16 protein-coding genes are annotated in these 17,890 nt (G+C 67.3%); 6 read left to right on the plus strand and 10 right to left on the minus strand.

Translation table 11 applies throughout. The annotated features are described in order from the left end of the window. Positions 1–40 precede the first annotated feature (40 nt). From glgC to EJP67_RS13565, 3 genes are read left to right on the plus strand one after another with little or no spacing between them, the layout of a single operon-like run. A complete protein-coding gene (gene glgC, locus EJP67_RS13555; RefSeq protein ID WP_126022241.1) occupies positions 41–1,354 on the plus strand; it encodes a glucose-1-phosphate adenylyltransferase in 1,314 nt (437 codons plus the stop codon). 11 nt (positions 1,355–1,365) lie between these two features. Further along, a complete protein-coding gene (glgA, locus tag EJP67_RS13560; RefSeq protein WP_126022242.1) occupies positions 1,366–2,835 on the plus strand; it encodes a glycogen synthase GlgA in 1,470 nt (489 codons plus the stop codon). 24 nt (positions 2,836–2,859) lie between these two features. Then, a complete protein-coding gene (locus EJP67_RS13565; protein ID WP_126022243.1) occupies positions 2,860–5,343 on the plus strand; it encodes a glycogen/starch/alpha-glucan phosphorylase in 2,484 nt (827 codons plus the stop codon). Positions 5,344–5,362: 19 nt separating this feature from the next. Here EJP67_RS13565 and EJP67_RS13570 read toward each other — a convergent pair whose 3' ends face one another. The 4 genes from EJP67_RS13570 to EJP67_RS13585 form a co-directional block, all read right to left on the minus strand. Continuing rightward, positions 5,363–5,833 carry an ExbD/TolR family protein gene (locus EJP67_RS13570; RefSeq protein WP_126022244.1) on the minus strand — a complete coding sequence of 157 codons (471 nt, stop codon included), beginning with the start codon at positions 5,831–5,833 and terminating at the stop codon, positions 5,363–5,365. A gap of 22 nt (positions 5,834–5,855) precedes the next feature. After that, on the minus strand, positions 5,856–6,551 hold the full coding sequence (locus tag EJP67_RS13575) for a MotA/TolQ/ExbB proton channel family protein (protein WP_126022245.1): 696 nt from the start codon (positions 6,549–6,551) through the stop codon (positions 5,856–5,858). A 24-nt stretch (positions 6,552–6,575) separates the two neighbouring features. Further along, complete coding sequence (dapB, locus tag EJP67_RS13580) at positions 6,576–7,427, minus strand: 4-hydroxy-tetrahydrodipicolinate reductase (RefSeq protein WP_126022246.1); 852 nt, start codon at positions 7,425–7,427, stop codon at positions 6,576–6,578. Between the two features lie 143 nt (positions 7,428–7,570). Next, positions 7,571–8,137: an outer membrane protein assembly factor BamE gene (locus EJP67_RS13585; RefSeq protein ID WP_126022247.1), complete on the minus strand. Its 567-nt coding sequence runs from the start codon at positions 8,135–8,137 to the stop codon at positions 7,571–7,573. Positions 8,138–8,232: 95 nt separating this feature from the next. Between EJP67_RS13585 and fur the strand changes: the two genes are divergently transcribed. After that, positions 8,233–8,652, plus strand: coding sequence for a ferric iron uptake transcriptional regulator (fur, locus tag EJP67_RS13590; RefSeq protein ID WP_126022248.1), 420 nt, complete (start codon positions 8,233–8,235; stop codon positions 8,650–8,652). A 55-nt stretch (positions 8,653–8,707) separates the two neighbouring features. Here fur and hprK read toward each other — a convergent pair whose 3' ends face one another. From hprK to EJP67_RS13610, 4 genes are all read right to left on the minus strand, one after another. Continuing rightward, entirely contained in the window at positions 8,708–9,667 is a 960-nt protein-coding gene (hprK, locus tag EJP67_RS13595; RefSeq protein WP_126022249.1) for an HPr(Ser) kinase/phosphatase, read from the minus strand. A 105-nt stretch (positions 9,668–9,772) separates the two neighbouring features. Then, positions 9,773–10,240: a PTS sugar transporter subunit IIA gene (locus EJP67_RS13600; RefSeq protein ID WP_019655574.1), complete on the minus strand. Its 468-nt coding sequence runs from the start codon at positions 10,238–10,240 to the stop codon at positions 9,773–9,775. A gap of 192 nt (positions 10,241–10,432) precedes the next feature. Continuing rightward, a complete protein-coding gene (gene hpf / locus EJP67_RS13605; protein WP_125948955.1) occupies positions 10,433–10,762 on the minus strand; it encodes a ribosome hibernation-promoting factor, HPF/YfiA family in 330 nt (109 codons plus the stop codon). A gap of 350 nt (positions 10,763–11,112) precedes the next feature. After that, the gene (locus EJP67_RS13610) at positions 11,113–13,233 is read right to left on the minus strand and encodes an ATP-dependent helicase (RefSeq protein WP_126022250.1); all 2,121 of its coding nucleotides are present in this window, start codon (positions 13,231–13,233) and stop codon (positions 11,113–11,115) included. A 239-nt stretch (positions 13,234–13,472) separates the two neighbouring features. Between EJP67_RS13610 and corA the strand changes: the two genes are divergently transcribed. Then, complete coding sequence (gene corA / locus EJP67_RS13615; protein ID WP_057593823.1) at positions 13,473–14,459, plus strand: magnesium/cobalt transporter CorA; 987 nt, start codon at positions 13,473–13,475, stop codon at positions 14,457–14,459. A gap of 67 nt (positions 14,460–14,526) precedes the next feature. Next, on the plus strand, positions 14,527–15,291 hold the full coding sequence (locus EJP67_RS13620; protein ID WP_126022251.1) for a YoaK family protein: 765 nt from the start codon (positions 14,527–14,529) through the stop codon (positions 15,289–15,291). A 2-nt stretch (positions 15,292–15,293) separates the two neighbouring features. Here the strand turns inward: EJP67_RS13620 and EJP67_RS13625 are convergent, their stop codons facing one another. After that, positions 15,294–16,034 (minus strand): 5'-methylthioadenosine/adenosylhomocysteine nucleosidase, encoded by a 741-nt coding sequence (locus EJP67_RS13625; RefSeq protein WP_240650669.1) that lies wholly within the window; start codon positions 16,032–16,034, stop codon positions 15,294–15,296. Positions 16,035–16,192: 158 nt separating this feature from the next. Beyond that, the gene (locus EJP67_RS13630) at positions 16,193–17,824 is read right to left on the minus strand and encodes an ABC transporter substrate-binding protein (protein WP_126022253.1); all 1,632 of its coding nucleotides are present in this window, start codon (positions 17,822–17,824) and stop codon (positions 16,193–16,195) included. Between the last annotated feature and the right edge of the window lie 66 nt (positions 17,825–17,890).

The following is a 17,890-nucleotide window of genomic DNA, read 5'->3' on the forward strand; positions in this document are numbered from 1 at the left end:
ATTCCAGCCAGGCGAACGACCAACAAGACGGAGACTCAGGATGGACAACCCCACACCGCAAGCGCAGCTGCCGCAGCACGAGCTGCAGGCCCATCAACTGGTACGCCGCACCATCGCCCTGGTGCTGGCCGGCGGACGCGGCTCCCGCCTCAAGCAGCTGACCGACCGGCGCGCCAAGCCGGCCGTGTACTTCGGCGGCAAGTTCCGCATCATCGATTTCGCGCTGTCGAACTGCCTGAACTCCGGCATCCGGCGCATGGCGGTGGTCACGCAGTACAAGTCGCACTCGCTCATGCGCCACCTGCAGCGCGGCTGGAGCTTCCTGCGCGCGGAACTCAACGAGATGGTCGACGTGCTGCCCGCCCAGCAGCGCATGGGCGACGAGCACTGGTACCGCGGCACCGCCGACGCGGTGTTCCAGAACCTGGACATCATCCAGACCCGTTCGACCAAGCACGACTACGTGGTGGTGCTGGCCGGCGACCACATCTACAAGATGGACTACTCGCTGATGGTGAAGGACCATGCCGAGCACGGCCTGGGCTGCACGGTCGGCTGCATCGAGGTGCCGCGCATGGAGGCCACGGCCTTCGGCGTGATGGCAGTGGACGACGGCCGCCAGATCACCGACTTCCTCGAGAAGCCCGCCGACCCGCCCGCCATGCCCGGCAAGCCCGACACGGCGCTGGCGAGCATGGGCATCTACGTGTTCGACTCCGAGTACCTCTACCAGCTGCTCGAGGAAGACAACGCCAACCCGGATTCGAGCCACGACTTCGGCAAGGACATCATTCCCCGCGCCGTGGCCCAGGGCCGTGCGCTGGCCCACCCGTTCGGCATGTCGTGCGTCACGCGGGCCTCGCGCGGGCCGGAGGCCAAGACCTACTGGCGCGACGTGGGCACGATTGATGCATTCTGGGCAGCCAACCTCGACCTGGCCTCCATTACCCCGGAACTCGACATCTATGACACGGACTGGCCCATCTGGACCTACCAGCGGCAACTGCCTCCGGCCAAGTTCGTGCTCGACCGCAACGGCCACCACGGCATGACGGTCAACACCATCGTCTCGGGCGGCTGCATCGTCTCGGGCTCCAAGGTCAGCAGCTCGGTGCTGTTCTCGGGCGTGCGCGTGCATTCCTTCTGCGAGATCAACGAGGCCGTGCTGCTGCCCGACGTGGAGGTCGGCCGCGGCGCGCGGCTGAACCGCGTGGTGATCGACCGCGCCTGCGTCATCCCCGAGGACATGGTGATCGGCGAAGATGCCGAGGCGGACGCCGCGCGCTTCGAGCGCACCGAGAACGGCGTCGTGCTCGTCACCCGCGAGATGCTGAAACGGCTGACCCCGGCCTGATCCATCCCACGATGCGAATCCTCCAGGTCAGCGCAGAACTCTTTCCCCTCCTCAAGACCGGCGGACTGGCGGACATCGCCGGCGCACTTCCCCTGGCGCTCATGGCGGCCGGGCAGGACGCGCGCGTGCTGCTGCCGGGTTTTCCGGCCATCGTGGCCGGCGTGCGCGACCTCGCGCCCGTGGCCGGCTTCGACGCACCATGGGGCGAGCGCTTCGGGTTGCGGCTGGGACACATCGACATCGAGGGTGCGCCGGGCATCCCGGCCTACGTGATCGACGCGCCGGCGCTGTACGACCGGCCCGGCAACCCCTACGAAGACAGCTCGCGCCAGCCCTACGGCGACAACCACCGCCGCTTCGCCTTGCTTGGCTGGGCCGCGGCGCGGCTGGCGCAGGGGCTGGACCCGGCATGGCAGCCAGAGGTGGTGCACGCGCACGACTGGCATGCCGCGCTCGCGCCTGCCTACCTGCATTTCGCGCGGCAGTCCGGCGCCCCGCACGTGGGCAGCGTCTTCACCGTGCACAACCTGGCCTACCAGGGCATCTTCGCGCCCTGGCACTTCACGGAGCTGGGCCTGCCGGGCGCCGCGTTCCAGATGAACGGCCTCGAGTACCACGGACAGGTCTCGTTCATGAAGGGCGGCCTGTGCTTCGCCGACCGGCTCACCACCGTCAGCCCCACTTACGCGCTGGAAATTCAGACGCCCGAGCAGGGCTGCGGGCTCGACGGCCTCTTGCGCCAGCGCAGCGCGGTGCTGAGCGGCATCCTCAACGCGGTCGACGACCAGGTCTGGAACCCGGCCGGCGACAGTGCGCTGGTGCAGGGCTATCACACGCCCGAAGGCCGCCACATGGCGGGCAAGGCGCGCTGCAAGTCGGTGCTGCAGCACCAGCTGGGGCTGGCCGAACGGCCGGATGCGCCGCTCTTCATCGTCGTGAGCCGCCTCACCGAGCAGAAGGGCCTGCACCTGGTGCTCGGCGGGCTCGACGCGCTGCTCGCCCAGGGCGGCCAGCTCGCGCTGCTGGGCAGCGGCGAGGCCTGGCTGGAGGAAGCCTTCCGCCAGCGCGCGGCGGCCGCGCCGCAGTCGGTGGCCGTGACCATCGGCTACAACGAGACGCTGGCCCACCAGCTCTTCGGCGCCGGCGACGTGACGCTGGTGCCCTCGCTCTTCGAGCCCTGCGGCCTCACACAGATGTACGGCCTCAAGTACGGCAGCCTGCCGCTGGTGCGCCGCGTCGGCGGGCTGGCCGACACGGTGGTCGACAGCTCGCTGGAAGACCTGGCCAGCGGCGAGGCCACCGGCTTCGTGTTCGACCGCTTCGAGGCCGCCGACTACGAACGCGCACTGCGCCGCGCCTTCGCGCTCTACGAGCGCGCGCCCGACTGGCGCCGCGTGCGCGGCAACGCCATGCGCCGGCCGGCCGACTGGGCTACCGCGGCCGAGCAGTACATCGACGTGTACCGGCAAAGCCTGAAATAGACAACCCTCTTCCGGGAGTGCCCCATGACGATCAAGGACTTCGCATACGACCACCCCGACCGCGACGTCGCGGCCTTCAAGCGCGCCGTGGCCAACAAGCTGATCTACGCGGTCGGCAAGGACCCCGTCGCCGCCAGCCAGGACGACTGGCTCAACGCCACCTCGCAGGCCGTGCGCGACCAGCTGGTCGAACGCTGGATGATGACCACGCGCGCCAACTACGCGCAGGACCTGAAGCGCGTTTATTACCTGTCGATGGAGTTCCTGATCGGGCGCACCTTCACCAATGCGCTGCTGGCGGTGGACCTGTACGACACGGTGCGCGAGGCGCTGGCCGACTTCGGCGTGGACATGGCGGCGCTGTCCGAGCGCGAGCCCGACGCGGCGCTGGGCAACGGCGGCCTGGGCCGGCTGGCGGCCTGCTTTCTCGACTCGATGGCCACGCTGGGCGTGCCGGGCATGGGCTACGGCATCCGCTACGAGTACGGCATGTTCCGCCAGCGCATCGTCGACGGCCAGCAGGTGGAAACGCCCGACTACTGGCTCACGCGCGGCAACCCATGGGAGTTCCAGCGGCCCGAGGTGAACTACCGCGTGCGCTTCGGCGGACACGTGCAGAAGCGCGAGGGAGCCGGCGTGCCCAGCGGCGCGGCCGACTGGGTCGACACGCACGACGTGCTGGCGGTGGCCTACGACACCATCATCCCGGGCTACGGCACGCAGGCCACCAACACGCTGCGGCTGTGGTCGGCGCGCGCCACCGAGGAGATCGACCTCTCGGCCTTCAACCGCGGCAACTACATGCAGGCGGTGGAGAGCAAGAACCACTCGGAGAACGTCTCGCGCGTGCTCTACCCCGACGACTCCACGCCCTCCGGCCGCGAGCTGCGGTTGCACCAGGAGTACTTCTTCTGCAGTGCGAGCGTGCAGGACCTGCTGCGCCGCTACCTGCGCAACCACAAGACATTCGACCAGCTCTCGGAGAAGGTCAGCATCCACCTGAACGACACGCACCCGGTGCTGGCGGTGCCCGAGCTCATGCGCCTGCTGCTCGACGAGCACGGGCTCTCGTGGGACGTGGCCTGGGCGCACACGCAGAAGGTGTTCAGCTACACCAACCACACGCTGATGCACGAGGCGCTGGAGACCTGGCCGGTGGAAATGCTCGGACGCATCCTGCCGCGGCACCTGCAGATCATCTACGACATCAACGCGAAGTTCCTCGCCACGGTGACGCAGAAGGTGGGCAACGACGTGGAACTGATGCGCCGCCTCTCGCTGGTCGACGAGACCGGGGAGCGCCGCGTGCGCATGGCCTACGTGGCGGTGCTGGCGAGCCATTCGGTCAACGGCGTGTCGGGGCTGCACTCGGAGCTGATGAAGCAGTCGATCTTCTCGGACTTCGCGAAGATCTTTCCCGAGCGCTTCAACAACAAGACCAACGGCGTTACGCCCCGGCGCTGGCTGGCGCAGGCCAACCCGCCGCTGGCGGCGCTGCTCGACCAGCGCATCGGCAAGGGCTGGCGGCGCGACCTCTCGCAACTGGAGGCGCTCAGGCCCATGGCCGCGCAGCCGGCCTTCGTGCGCGCCTTCCGCCATGCCAAGCGCGAGAACAAGCTGCGGCTGGCCAACTGGGTGGAGCAGCACCTGAAGATCGACATCGACACCGACGCGATGTTCGACGTGCAGGTCAAGCGCATCCACGAATACAAGCGGCAACTGCTCAACGTGCTGCACGTGGTGACGCGCTACCACCGCATCCTCGACGCACAGGCCGCTGGCACGCCGCTGGACATGGTGCCGCGCGTGGTGGTGTTCGCGGGCAAGGCGGCGTCGGCGTACGCGATGGCCAAGCTGGTGATCCGGCTCATCAACGACGTGGCGGCCACCATCAACGCCGACGCGCGCGTGGGCAAGCTGCTGAAGGTGGTGTTCCTGCCGAACTACAGCGTGAGCCTGGCGGAGATCATCATGCCGGCGGCCGACCTGTCGGAGCAGATCTCCACGGCGGGCACGGAAGCCTCGGGCACCGGCAACATGAAGTTCGCGCTCAACGGCGCGCTCACCATCGGCACGCTGGACGGCGCGAACGTCGAAATGCGCGAGAGCGTGGGGCCCGAGAACATCTTCATCTTCGGCAACACCACGCCCGAGGTGGCCGACATCCGTGCCCGGGGCTACCAGCCGCGCGAGATCTACGAAGGCAACGCCGAACTCAAGCGCGTGCTAGACGCGATCCGCGACGGCGCCTTCTCGCCGGGCGAGCCCTCGCGCTACCAGGGCATCTACGACGCATTGGTGAACTGGGGCGACCACTACCTGCTGCTGGCCGACTACGCGAGCTACGTGGCGAAGCAGGCGGAAGTCGACGCGCTGTATCGCGACTCGGACGCGTGGACGCGGATGGCGATCCTCAACGTGGCGGGGATGGGGGTGTTCTCGTCGGATCGCACGATCGCGCAGTATGCGCACGAGATCTGGCACACCAAGCCAGTGGTGCTGGGCTGATCCGGCCCGGCTACAGGGGCTAGCTGCCGGGCTTCTTCGCCGGCTCGGCCTCGGTCACGAAGCCGATGCGGCTCAGCCCGGCCTTGTTCGCGATGCCCATGAGCGCGACCACCTTGCCGTAGGGCACGGTCTGGTCCGCACGCAGCTGCACCTCGGTGTCCTTGCTGTCCGCGGCGGCCTTCTCGAGCTGCTGCGCCAGTTCCTCGTCGGTCACGGCCTTGTCGTTGAGGAAGACCTTGCCCGAGGCGTCGACCGACAGGCTCACGAACTTCGGCGCGTCGTTGGGCTGGCCGGCGTCGGTCTGCGGCAGGTCGAGCTTGATCGAGCTGGCCATCAGCGGCGCGGTGATGATGAAGATCACCAGCAGCACCAGCATCACGTCGACCAGCGGCGTGACGTTGATGTCGGACAGCGGCCGCTGGGCACCCCCGCCCATGGCGCGACCGCCGCCGCCGGTGGCGCTTCCCAGTGATGTGCGACCGAAGGCCATGGCCTCGCCTTGCCGTACGGGGCTAGACCGGCATCGGCCGCGCGGGCGGCGGCGCGGCGGATGCCGGCGGGGCGCCGAAGCTGCCCAGCAGGTCGTGCGCGAAGCCTTCGAGCTCGGCTTCGATGCGGCCGATGACGCGGCCGAAGACGTTGTAGGCCAGCACGGCCGGAATGGCCACCGCCAAGCCGAAGGCCGTCATGATGAGCGCCTCGCCGACCGGGCCCGCCACCTTGTCGATGGTGAAGCCGCCGGTCTGGCCGGCAATGCCGGTCAGCGCGCCGTAGATGCCCCAGACCGTGCCCAGCAGCCCGACGAAGGGCGCGGTGGCGCCAACGGTGGCCAGCAGGATCTGCCCCGCCTGCAGCCGCCGCAGGGCGCCGTGCAGGGCGTCACGCAGCACGCGCGTGAGGCGCTGGTTGCGGTCGACCGTGGCACCCAGCGTCCCGACCGGCTCGCCCGCGGCCACGCTGCGGATGGCCGAGACGGCGGGAGACACGAGCGTCGCCCGGTCGAAGGCCCTGAGCTTCTGCTCGGCATCGGCCAGCGAGGACGACTGCCAGAACGCCGCGATGCTGCGCAGCACGTCGCGCGTGCCGCCGCGCAGCAGCCATGCCTTCCAGAGGATGATGACCCAGCTCGCGATCGACATCGCAAGCAGCAGCGCGGCCACCGAACGGCTGACACCGTCACCGTGGGCCAGCAGTTCGAGCACGCTCATCGGCGGTCCTTCTTCGTCGCTCGGTCAGCGAAGGCCGAGCACGTCGTACATGTCGAACAGGCCCGCGCGCTGCCCGGCCAGGAAGCGCACCGCGCGCAGGCTGCCCTGGGCGTAGGTGACGCGGCTGGACGACTTGTGGGTGATCTCGATGCGCTCGCCAGTGCCGGCGAACAGCACGGTGTGGTCGCCCACGATGTCGCCGCCGCGGATGGCCGAGAAGCCGATGGTGGACGGGTCGCGCTCGCCGGTGATGCCTTCGCGGGCGTAGACGGCGCAGTCCTTGAGGTCGCGGCCCAGCGCGTCGGCGATGACCTCGCCCATCTTGAGCGCGGTGCCCGAGGGTGCATCGACCTTGTGGCGGTGGTGCGCCTCGATGATCTCGATGTCATATCCCGTCGCCATGGCCTTGGCCGCCATTTCGAGCAGCTTGAAGGTGACGTTGACGCCCACGCTCATGTTGGGCGCCATCATGATCGCGATGTCCTTGGCGATCTCGGCGATCTCGGCCTTCTGCGCGTCGCTGAAGCCGGTGGTGCCGATCACGGCCTGCACGCCCAGCTCGCGGCAGACCGCGAGGTGCGCGAGCGTGCCCTCGGGCCGGGTGAAGTCGATGAGCACCTGCGCGTCCTTCAGGCCTGCGCGCAGGTCGGACACGATGGACACGCCGCTGTCGAAACCCAGGAAGGCGCCGGCATCGGAGCCCAGGGCCGGGCTGCCGACGATGTCGAGGGCGCCGGCCAGGCGCAGGTCGGGCGCATTGCGCACGGCCTCGATCAGCATGTGGCCCATGCGGCCCGAAGCCCCGGCGATGGCGACGCGGCGCGGCGCGGAGGCGGAATTGGCGGAGGAAGTGGAGGTGGAGGTGGATTCGGTCACGCGGATTCAGTCAGTCTTCGAGGTTTTCGAAACGGCCCGAGGCGGTCAGGAACGGCCGGGAACATGGATCGACACGAAAAGGACGGCCGCCTGGCCTCTCGGCTCGGCGGCCTCCCCGTTGCCGCCGATGCTCCAGCGAGCGCTCAGTGCGCGGCTTCGAGCGGGGGGTAGGCGGCCGGCAGCGGCGGCAGGGAGGCCGACGGCGAGGCCTTGTCGGCATCGGCCTTTTTGTCGCCGTCCTTGGGCGCGTATTTCTTGAGCTCGTCTTCCGAGGCCTCGAGCGTGGGCACCTTGCCGGATTTCTTGCGGGTGTCGAGCGTGGCGACGAATTCTTCCTCGCTGGGCATCTCGTCGCCCTCGAAGCGGTCGAGCAGCTCGCCGTTGAAGAACACCGTGAGGTGGCGTTCCTGCGGGTCGACGCCCTGGCGGCGGATGGTGAAGACGTAGTCCCAGCGGTTGGAATGGAAGACGTCGTTCAGCAGCGAGGTTCCGAGGATTTCACGCACCTGCTGGCGGGACATGCCCGGCTTGAGCGCCGCAACCTGTTCCTTCGACACGAAATTGCCCTGGACCACCTCGACTTTGTAGGGAGTTACGGCGGCCAGCGCACCACGCGTGCGCTCGGTGAAACCGCTGCAGGCACCGAGGGCGAGCGTTGCCGCGACGGCGGCAGCCAGCAGCCAGGGCCGGCGTTGGAAGATGGCAGGCATGGGAGGAAAAGGGGGTAGCGATATGATCGGCCATTGTAGCGGCTGGCCTTTTCGGGGCCTTTCGCCGCGGCCCCGCCAGGGGCGCAGGAACCAACATGGCCAACATCGACGAACTCAAGAACACCGGCCTCAAGGCCACCCTGCCGCGCCTGAAGATCCTGGAGATCTTCCAGACCGGCGCCCAGCGGCACATGACGGCGGAAGACGTGTTCCGCGTGCTGCTCAACGAGCACTCCGACATCGGTCTGGCCACGGTCTACCGGGTGCTCACCCAGTTCGAGCAGGCCGGCATCCTGGAACGCAGCCACTTCGAAAGCGGCAAGGCCGTCTACGAGCTGAACGAAGGCACCCACCACGACCACCTGATCTGCACCTCCTGCGGCAAGGTCGAGGAGTTCTACGACGCCGAGATCGAGCGCCGCCAGCAGATGATCGCCAAGGACAAGGGCTGGATCCTGCAGGACCACGCCATGTCGCTCTACGGCTTGTGCGGAGACTGCGCGAAGAAGCGCTGATCCCGGCAATCTCCTTCCACCCGCGCGGCTTCGGCCTTTCTTCGGCCGCTACCGCTCAATCCCCGTCGCGCGAGCTTTCCATCGCCTTGTGGTGCCGCGCCACGAAATCGGCGTACGTGTCGATGCCGCGCAGCTGCAGGATCGAATTGCGCACCGCGGCCTCCACCAGCACGGCGATGTTGCGCCCAGCCACCACCTGGATGATGACCTTGCGCACTGGAATGCCCAGCACGTCCTGCGTGAGCGGCGCCGAGGGCATGCGTTCGTAGTCGCGCTCGAAGCTGTCGCGCCGCACCAGGTGCACGATCAGCTTGAGCCGCATCTTCCGGCGCACCGCCGTCTCGCCGAAGATGGCGCGGATGTCCAGCAGGCCGATGCCGCGCACTTCGAGCAGGTTCAGCAGCAGGTCGGGGCAGCGGCCCTCGATGGTGTTCTGGTTGATGCGGTAGAGGTCGACCGCGTCGTCGGCCACCAGGCCGTTTCCGCGCGAGATCAGTTCCAGCCCCAGTTCGCTCTTGCCCAGACCCGACTCGCCCGTGATCATCACGCCCATGCCCAGGATGTCCATGAACACGCCATGCATCGAGGTGCGCTCGGCGAAGTGCTTGGACAGGTAGGCGCGCAGCAGGTCGATCACGAAGGCCGATGACTCGCGCGTGGCGAAGAGCGGCAGCTGGGCGCGCTCGCAGATCGACAGCAGCTCGTCGGGCGCGGCCTGGCCGTCGGCCAGCACCAGCATCGGCGGCTCCAGCGTGACGATGCGGGCGATGCGCCGGGCGCAGTCTTCCTCGCTGCCGCGCGTCAGGTAGGCGACCTCGCGGGCGCCGAGGATCTGCACCCGGTACGGGTGGATGTAGTTGAGGTAGCCGACGAGGTCCGCCGCCGACTGCGCGCGGCTGATGACCTCCGCATCGAACTGGCGCTCCGACGCCCCCAGCCCCGCCAGCCATTCCCAGCGGAGCGAGCCACGGAACTCCTCGAACATGGCATCGGCGCTGATGACGGTCGGCTTCATGCGTTCAGGAGACGGCGCCCGGGCGCCGGCTTTGCGTTGGAATGAGGGATGAGGGAAGAAGAAGCCGCGCAGCTTATCAGCAGCCGCGCGCGCCAACGCATGCGCTCAGGCGACTTGCGTCGATTGCCAGCCGGCGATCAGGTCGTGCAGGGCCGTGGCGTCCGTGCTGGACTTGATCTGTTCGCGCAGGCTTGCGTCGCTCAGCAGTTCGGCGATTTCGGAGAGGATTTCGAGGTGCTTCTGCGTGGCCGCTTCGGGAACCAGCAGGAAGATCAGCAGTGCGACGGGTTGCTCGTCGGGGGCGTCGAAGCCGATCGGGTTGGCCAGCTGGAACACAGCAGCCATCGGCGACTTGAGGCCCTTGATGCGGCCGTGCGGAATGGCGACGCCATGGCCCAGCCCGGTGGAGCCGAGGCGCTCGCGCGCGAAGAGGCTGTCGGTGATGAGGGCACGGCCCAGACCGTGAAGGCTTTCGAACAGCAGGCCGGCTTCTTCGAAAGCACGCTTCTTGCTGGTAGCGTCAACGCTCACAAGCACTTGAGCGGGCGGCAGGATGGACGCGAGTCGATTCATGGTGGGTGCAGAGCGGGGGCGATTATGCACCCGCTTGGTAAAAACCCCCAGTCCCCCTATTTACTTTCTGTCTACATGTTGCCCAGAGGCCTCTCGCTCTCCTCTGGGCGACTGCCAAAAGCCCGACCGTGACAGTCGGAAAACAAAAAGCCGCCCGAAGGCGGCCTTGATATGCGAGCCCCCGGGGGCTCCTTACATCACGCGCTTGGGCGCCGCGTGATGGTGGTCCTGCAGGCGGTCCTTGTGGCGCACCACCTGGCGGTCGAGCTTGTCGACCAGCTCATCGACCGCAGCGTAGAGATCAGCGTGGCTCGACTCCGCGAACATGTCATTGCCCTTGACGTGGATGTTGCATTCCGCCCTTTGGCGGCGTTCCTTTTCCTTCTGCTTTTCCACCGTGAGGATCACCTTCACATCGACCACCTGGTCGAAATGTCGGATGACCCGGTCCAGCTTGCTCGTGACGTAGGTGCGCAAGGCAGGTGTGACGTCGAGGTGATGACCGCTGATCGTCAAATTCATGAATGACCTCCTGGAATTGACGGTTGGGGGAAATGACCGCGCCGCGGGATGCGGTTTGGCCGGCGAAACGAAACGGGAGTTCTCTCTGGGGGTCTTGAGAAAGAAAAGAGGGAGGTGGGAAGAGGTGAGAAAGAGGGGAAGGTCGATTCACTATGCCCAAGCTGTCACGGTATTGCAATACCTGAGTTGCCCGGGGTTTTGCAGCTTCGTGAGCAGCTTTTCACACGCTAGCGAATCGATAGCTGCGGGCACGCGCAGGGCTGGCGATACCGCGATTTGGAAACAAGTGTTTCAGTACCGGCCCGCCGGTGACCATGTCGGCACAAGGGCCTGTCCATGCCGTCTCCGGCTCAGCGCCAGGCGGCCCGCATCCTGTTGCGCAGATCGATCACCGAGCTGGGCGGCGGCACCGCCGGCGGACGCTCCGGCGGGGGCGGCCAGGTCTGCTGCTCGAAGCCTTCCAGGTCGGCATCGGCGATGAAGCGTGTGCGGTTGGCATACAGGTGCCGGTCGCCGCGCGCCGCCTGCTGCGTGACATGGAAGCGCTGCGGCACCAGCAGGTGCAGGTGGTCGCGCGCCCGTGTCATCGCCACATAGAGCAGGCGCCGCTCCTCCTCCAGTTCTTGCGCGCTCTGCGCGACATCGGCCGGCAGGCAGCCGTCGACCACATTGAGCACGTGAACCGAATTCCATTCCTGCCCCTTGGCCGAATGTATGGTCGAGAGGATCAGGTAGTCCTCGTCCAGCAGCGGCGGCCCCGGTCGGTCGCTGGTGGCTTCGGGCGGATCGAGCGTGAGTTCGGTAAGGAAGCGTTCGCGCGAGGCGTACCCGGCCGCGAGCCGCGCGAGCTGCTCCACGTCGGCGCGCCGCACGCCGGAGGTGTCTTCGTACAGGCGCTCCAGATGCGGCAGATACCAGTCCATCGCCAGCTCGACGTCGGCCGGCCACTTCAGCGCGGGCTCGCGCAGCGCCTCGTAGGCCTTCGCGAAGTCGGCCCATTGCGCGCGCGCGGCGGAGGGCGGCACGAACTCGCGCACCGCCTGGGCCGGGTCGGCCGCCTGCTCCATCGCATCGAGCAGGCGCGCGCTCGTGGCCGGCCCGATACCGGGGATGAGCTGCGTCACGCGAAAGCCCGCCATGCGCCCGCGTGGGTTCTGCGCGAAGCGCAGCACCGCGAGCAAGTCCTTCACATGCGAGGCCTCCAGAAACTTGAGCCCGCCGAACTTCACGAACGGGATGTTGCGCCGCGCCAGCTCGAGTTCGAGCGCGGCGCTGTGCGACGAGGTGCGGAACAGCACCGCCTGCGACTTCAGCGCCAGCCCGCCCTCGCGATGCGCCAGCACCTTGTCGGCCACCCAGCGCGCCTGCCCCGCCTCGTCGGGCACCAGCACGAGCAGCGGCTTGCCGGCCGACGGCTTGTCGGTCCACAGCGTCTTGGCGTGCCGCTCGGCGGCCTGCGCGATGACGCGGTTCGACACGTCGAGGATCGGCTGCGTCGAGCGATAGTTGCGCTCCAGCGTGACCACGCGCGCAGGCTGCGTGAACTGCGAGGGAAAGTCGAGGATGTTGCGTACCGTCGCGCCGCGGAAGGAATAGATCGACTGCGCGTCGTCCCCCACCACCGTCACGCCGCGCCCGTCGGGCTTGAGCGCCAGCAGGATCGACGCCTGCAGCAGGTTGGTGTCCTGGTACTCGTCGACCAGCACATGGTCGAAACGCGCGCCGATGTGCGCGGCCAGCGCGGGCTCGGCCGCCATCTCGGCCCAGTAGAGCAGCAGGTCGTCGTAGTCGAGCACGTTCTGCCGCTGCTTGGCCTCGACGTACGCGCCGAACAGCTTCTTCAGCTCGGCCTCCCATTCGTCGCACCAGGGAAAGGCTTCCTTGAGCACGTCGGCCAGCGGCGCGCGGGTGTTCACGCAGCGCGAGTAGATCGACAGGCAGGTGCCCTTTCGCGGGAAGCGGTTGACAGTGGAAGAAAGCCCGAGCTCGTGGCGCACCAGCCCCATCAGGTCTTCGGCGTCGCCGCGGTCGTGGATGGTGAAGTTCTCGTCGAGCCCGATCTGCGGCGCGTACTCGCGCAACAGCCGCGCGCCGATGCCGTGGAAGGTGCCGGCCCACGGCAGCGCGGGCGGCGCCTCCGACTTCAGCCCCAGCACCTGCGCCAGCACGCGGCCGGCGCGGCGCTCCATTTCCTGCGCGGCGCGGCGCGAGAAGGTCAGCAGCAGCAGGCGCTGCGGATCGACGCCGCCGGCGATGAGGCTGGCCACCCGATGCGCCAGCGTACTGGTCTTGCCCGAGCCGGCACCGGCGATGACGAGCAGCGGCCGCTCGTCGGGCGCCGCGATGGCCGCGCCCACGCCGTGCTCCACCGCCGAGCGCTGCGCCTCGTTGAGCGAGGCCAGTGCCTGCGCCAGGCGTTCGGCCTGGGTCTTCGGCGTGGAGGAAAAAACGGGAAGCGCAGTGCTCTGCATGGACCGTGACTTTACTGTATGCCCGTCCAGTCCGGCCACCTCGCCGACATGTGGCCGGTGACATAATCGCGCCACGCTGCAACCGGAGATTTTTCCAATGGAAACCGCCCCGTCTCGGCAGCTTTCAACTCCCTTTCGCTGACGCTTTTTTCGCGCTTCCTGCGCATGTCGGGCCGGGGAATTGAAAGCGCCCCTCCCCTCGCCCACCGTCCAGTCAGTCATTCCCGGGAGTGAGCCCCATGCTCAACATCTTCACGCTCGCCAACGGCCGCCTAGTCCAGGAAGAAATCGAGGCCCTCGAAGAGCTCTCCAGATTCCAGCCGATCTGGGTCGACCTCGAGTCGCCCACGCTCGAAGAGAAGCGCTGGATCAAGCAGTACTACGGCCTGTCCATCCCCGAAGACGCGATGGACGAGGACATCGAGGAATCGGCGCGCTTCTACGAGGAAGACAACGGCGAGCTGCACATCCGCTCCGACTTCCTGATCGACGACGACGAAGCTCCGCGCGCCGTGCGCGTCGCCTTCATCCTCAACCAGCACAACACCGACCTGCGCAGCCGCGGCGTGCTGTTCTCGATCCACGACGAGGACGTGCCCGTGTTCCGCCTGCTGCGCATGCGCGCGCGGCGCGCGCCGGGGCTGATCGAGGACGCCAAGGAAGTGATGCTCAAGCTCTTCGACGCCGACGCCGAATACTCGGCCGACTCGCTGGAGAACATCTACGACGAGCTCGAGGCCGCGAGCAAGAAGGTGCTGTCGGGCAACGTCAGCGACGAGCTGGCCGGCGAGGTGCTCGGCGCCATCGCGCGGCAGGAAGACCTGAACGGGCGCATCCGCCGCAACGTGATGGACACACGCCGCGCCGTCAGCTTCATGATGCGCAGCAAGATGCTCAACGCCGAGCAGTTCGAGGAGGCCCGCCAGATCCTGCGCGACATCGAGTCGCTGGACAACCACACGGCCTTCCTCTTCGACAAGATCAACTTCCTGATGGATGCGACCGTCGGTTTCATCAACATCAACCAGAACAAGACCATCAAGATCTTCTCGGTGGCCAGCGTGGCGCTGCTGCCGCCGACGCTGATCGCCAGCATCTACGGCATGAACTTCAAGTTCATGCCCGAGCTCGACTGGGCCATGGGCTACCCCTACGCCATCGTGCTCATGGCGGCCAGCGCGCTGGTGCCGATGTGGTACTTCCGCCGGCGCGGCTGGCTCAAGTAGCAGAGCCTTCCGGGGCGGCCCCGGTGCTAGAGTGGCTCCGGCCCCAAGCGCCGACCGGAGAGCCATCTTGCGCAGACTTCGCTTTCTCACCAACCGCCACCGCGCGCCGTCGACCAACACCGCGCTGGGCCTCCTGCTGGCCTTCAATGCCGGTGCCATCAACGCGGGCGGCTTTCTCGTGCTGCACATGTACACCTCGCACATGACCGGCTTCGCCTCGCAGCTGGCCGACGGCATGGTGCTGGGCAACGTCAAGCTGCTCTTGAACGCACTGGGCGCGATCCTGGCCTTCCTGACCGGCGCAGCCGTGTGCGCGGTGCTCGTCAACTGGGCCCGCCAGCACCGCATGCACGGCGTGTACGCACTGCCGCTGATGCTGGAGGCGGCGCTGATGTTTCCCTTCGGGCTCATGGGCGCCATCACGCTGACCTGGGCCACGCCGTTCGCGGTACCGCTCACCGTGCTGCTGCTGTCCTTCATCATGGGCCTGCAGAACGCGGTGGCCTCCAAGACCTCGGGCGGCAGCATCCGCACCACCCACATGACCGGCAACATCACCGACATGGGCATCGAAATCGGCAAGATGCTCTACTGGAACCGCCGCTCGAAATCGGCGCCGGCGCACGCCCTGCCCGTACGCCACGACCGCAGCCGCATGCGCCGCGCCGGCGGGCTGGTCGGCATGTTCGTGCTCGGCGGCGCGGCGGGCGCGCTGGGCTTCAAGTACGTGGGCTTCGTCTGCGTGGTGCCGCTGGCGGCGCTGCTGCTGGCGCTGTCGATCCCGCCGCTGCTGCGCGACATCCCGCGCCGCCGCACGCCCTCGCTCGGCTGAATTCAGCTGATCTCGGCCGGCAGCGAAGCCAGCCACGCATCGACCAGCGCGAGGCTGTAGCGGCTCGCCACCGCGGCGACGAAGCGCGAGAAGTCGCCGTGCGCGGCATCGTCGGCCCGGTCGGAAATCGTGCGCATCGCCGCAAAAGGCACGCCGTAGTCGTGACACACCTGCGCCACCGGGGCGCCTTCCATCTCGACCGCGAGTGCGTCGGGCAAGGCGCGCTGCAGCGCCTCGCTCTCGGCGGTGGTCGAGACGAACCTGTCGCCGCTCACCAGCAGGCCGCGATGCACCTTCGGCGAATGAAGGCCGAATTCGGCGACGGCCTCCTGCCCCACCAGCGCCACTGGGTCGCGCAGCGTCTCCCGCGCAACCGCAGCCAGCGCATCGCCGATGGCTGCATCGGCCGCGAAGCGCGACAGCCCCATCAGCGGCACTTCGTATTTTGGAAAGATCGGCGAGGCATCGAGGTCGTGCTGCAGCAACTGCGTCGCGACCACCACGTCGCCGACGTTCACGCCCGGCGCCAGCCCGCCCGCGACGCCAGTGAACACTATGGCCCGCACGCCGAAGCGCTCCAGCAGCACCGTGGCCGTGATCGCCGCCGCGACCTTGCCGATGCGCGACAGCACCGCGACCACCGGCCGGCCATGCAGATGGCCCACCCAGAAGTCGCGGCCCGCGACGCGCACGCGCTGCTCGTCGGGCATCAGCGCGAGGAGCGCGCCCAGTTCCTCGTGCATCGCAGCGACGATGGCAACAGGCGGACGCGACAGGGAACTCACTGTATTTCTCTTTCCAGGAACACCGCGGAACCGGCTTTGCCGGGCCGCAGGTGTTGCCCCCTGCAAGGGGGTTGGCGAAGCGACACGAAGTGCGCGGAGCCTGGGGGTTTACTCGTTCACTTGATGTCCACACCGTAGAAGGTGTGGCGGCCGAACGGGCTCAGCTTGAAGTCGACGACTTCCTTGCGCACCGGCTTCAGCTGCACCGCGTGCGCGATGGTGAACCACGGCGCCTGCTCCTTGAAGATCAGCTGCGCCTTCTTGTAGAGCGCGTCGCGGTCGGCCTGCTTGGTCGCGCTCTTGGCCTTCACCACCAGGTCTTCGTACGGCTGGTAGCAGAACTTCGAGATGTTGCTGCCGCTGGCCGACTTCGCCGAGGCGCAGCCCAGCAGCGTGTAGAGGAAGTTGTCCGGGTCACCGTTGTCGCCGGTCCAGCCCAGCATGCCCATCTGGTGCTCGCCGGCCTGCAGGCGCTTGCGGTACTCGCCCCACTCGAAGCTCTTGATCTCGGCCTTGACGTTGATCTTGGCGAGGTCGGCCTGCATCAGCTCGGCGATGCGCTTGGCGTTCGGGTTGTACGGGCGCTGCACCGGCATGGCCCACAGGTCGGTGGAGAAGCCGTCGGGGAAGCCGGCCTGCGCCAGCAGCTTCTTCGCGGCTTCGGGGTCGTACGGATCGTCCTTCACCGCGTCGTTGTAGGACCACATGGTCGGCGGGATCGGGTTCTTCGCGGCCACGCCGGTCGACAGATACACGCCGTCGATGATGGCCTTCTTGTTGATCGCCATGTTGATGGCCTTGCGCACGCGCACGTCGTCGAAAGGCTTCTTCGTCGTGTTGTACGAGAGGTATCCCACGTTCAGGCCCGGCTGCTCCAGCAGCTGCACGTTCGGGTCCTTGCGGATCGCGTCGAGGTCGGCCGGGTTCGGGTAGGGCATGACGTGGCACTCGCCCTTCTGCAGCTTGGCCCAGCGCACCGACGCGTCAGGCGTGATCGCGAACACGAGGTCGTCGATCTTGGCCTTGCCGCCCCAGTATTGCGGGAAGGCCTTGAAGCGGATGATCGCGTCCTTCTGGTACTGCACGAGGTAGAAGGGGCCGGTGCCGATCGGGTCCTGGTCGACCTTCTCGGGCGTGCCGGCCTTGAGCATCGCGATGGCGTATTCCTTCGACTGGATGCCCGCGTACTGCATCGCCAGGTTCGCGAGGAACGGTGCCTCGGCCTGGTTGAGCGTGATCTTCACGGTGTAGTCGTCGATGCGGTCCACAGACTTCAGCAGCTTGGGCATGCCCATGTCGTTGAAGTAGGAGTGGTTCTGGCTCGTGACCTTGAAGAAGGGGTCGCTCTCCTTCCACTGGCGCTCGATCATGAAGATGAAGTCGTCGGCGTTGAAGTCGCGCGTGGGCTTGAAGCTCTTGCTCGTGGTGTGCCACTTCACGCCCTTGCGCAGGTGGAAGGTGTAGACGGTACCGTCGGGGGAGATCTCCCATTTCTCGGCAAGGCCGGGCACGACCTTGGTGCCGCCGCGCTCGAACTCGACGATCGTGTTGTAGACCTGCGTGGTCACGTCGAAAGAGGTGCCGGTGGTGTTCATGCCCGGATAGAAATTCTCCGGGCTGCCTTCCGAGCAATACACCAGCGTCTTGGCGGACACCGCGCCGCAGGCCAGGGTAAGGGCTGCGAGCGCTGCAGGTGCCAGGAGCGCCAGGCTTCGTGAGCGGCGCGAAACGGTGGGCTGGGTCTTCATTTGGACTCCTTGATACACGGTTGAAAGAACGGCGAGAACGGGAACGGAAACAGGAACCGAAGGAAC

This window comes from Variovorax guangxiensis (assembly GCF_003952165.1).
GTDB lineage: Bacteria > Pseudomonadota > Gammaproteobacteria > Burkholderiales > Burkholderiaceae_C > Variovorax > Variovorax guangxiensis.

Bases quoted from the DNA above. Each gene is read 5' to 3' on its own strand.
- glgC (WP_126022241.1), top strand. From the start codon at position 41: ATGGACAACCCCACACCGCAAGCGCAGCTGCCGCAGCACGAGCTGCAG.
- glgA (WP_126022242.1), top strand. From the start codon at position 1,366: ATGCGAATCCTCCAGGTCAGCGCAGAACTCTTTCCCCTCCTCAAGACC.
- EJP67_RS13565 (WP_126022243.1), top strand. From the start codon at position 2,860: ATGACGATCAAGGACTTCGCATACGACCACCCCGACCGCGACGTCGCG.
- EJP67_RS13570 (WP_126022244.1), bottom strand. From the start codon at position 5,833: ATGGCCTTCGGTCGCACATCACTGGGAAGCGCCACCGGCGGCGGCGGT.
- EJP67_RS13575 (WP_126022245.1), bottom strand. From the start codon at position 6,551: ATGAGCGTGCTCGAACTGCTGGCCCACGGTGACGGTGTCAGCCGTTCG.
- EJP67_RS13585 (WP_126022247.1), bottom strand. From the start codon at position 8,137: ATGCCTGCCATCTTCCAACGCCGGCCCTGGCTGCTGGCTGCCGCCGTC.
- fur (WP_126022248.1), top strand. From the start codon at position 8,233: ATGGCCAACATCGACGAACTCAAGAACACCGGCCTCAAGGCCACCCTG.
- hprK (WP_126022249.1), bottom strand. From the start codon at position 9,667: ATGAAGCCGACCGTCATCAGCGCCGATGCCATGTTCGAGGAGTTCCGT.
- EJP67_RS13600 (WP_019655574.1), bottom strand. From the start codon at position 10,240: ATGAATCGACTCGCGTCCATCCTGCCGCCCGCTCAAGTGCTTGTGAGC.
- hpf (WP_125948955.1), bottom strand. From the start codon at position 10,762: ATGAATTTGACGATCAGCGGTCATCACCTCGACGTCACACCTGCCTTG.
- EJP67_RS13610 (WP_126022250.1), bottom strand. From the start codon at position 13,233: ATGCAGAGCACTGCGCTTCCCGTTTTTTCCTCCACGCCGAAGACCCAG.
- corA (WP_057593823.1), top strand. From the start codon at position 13,473: ATGCTCAACATCTTCACGCTCGCCAACGGCCGCCTAGTCCAGGAAGAA.
- EJP67_RS13625 (WP_240650669.1), bottom strand. From the start codon at position 16,034: ATGCACGAGGAACTGGGCGCGCTCCTCGCGCTGATGCCCGACGAGCAG.
- EJP67_RS13630 (WP_126022253.1), bottom strand. From the start codon at position 17,824: ATGAAGACCCAGCCCACCGTTTCGCGCCGCTCACGAAGCCTGGCGCTC.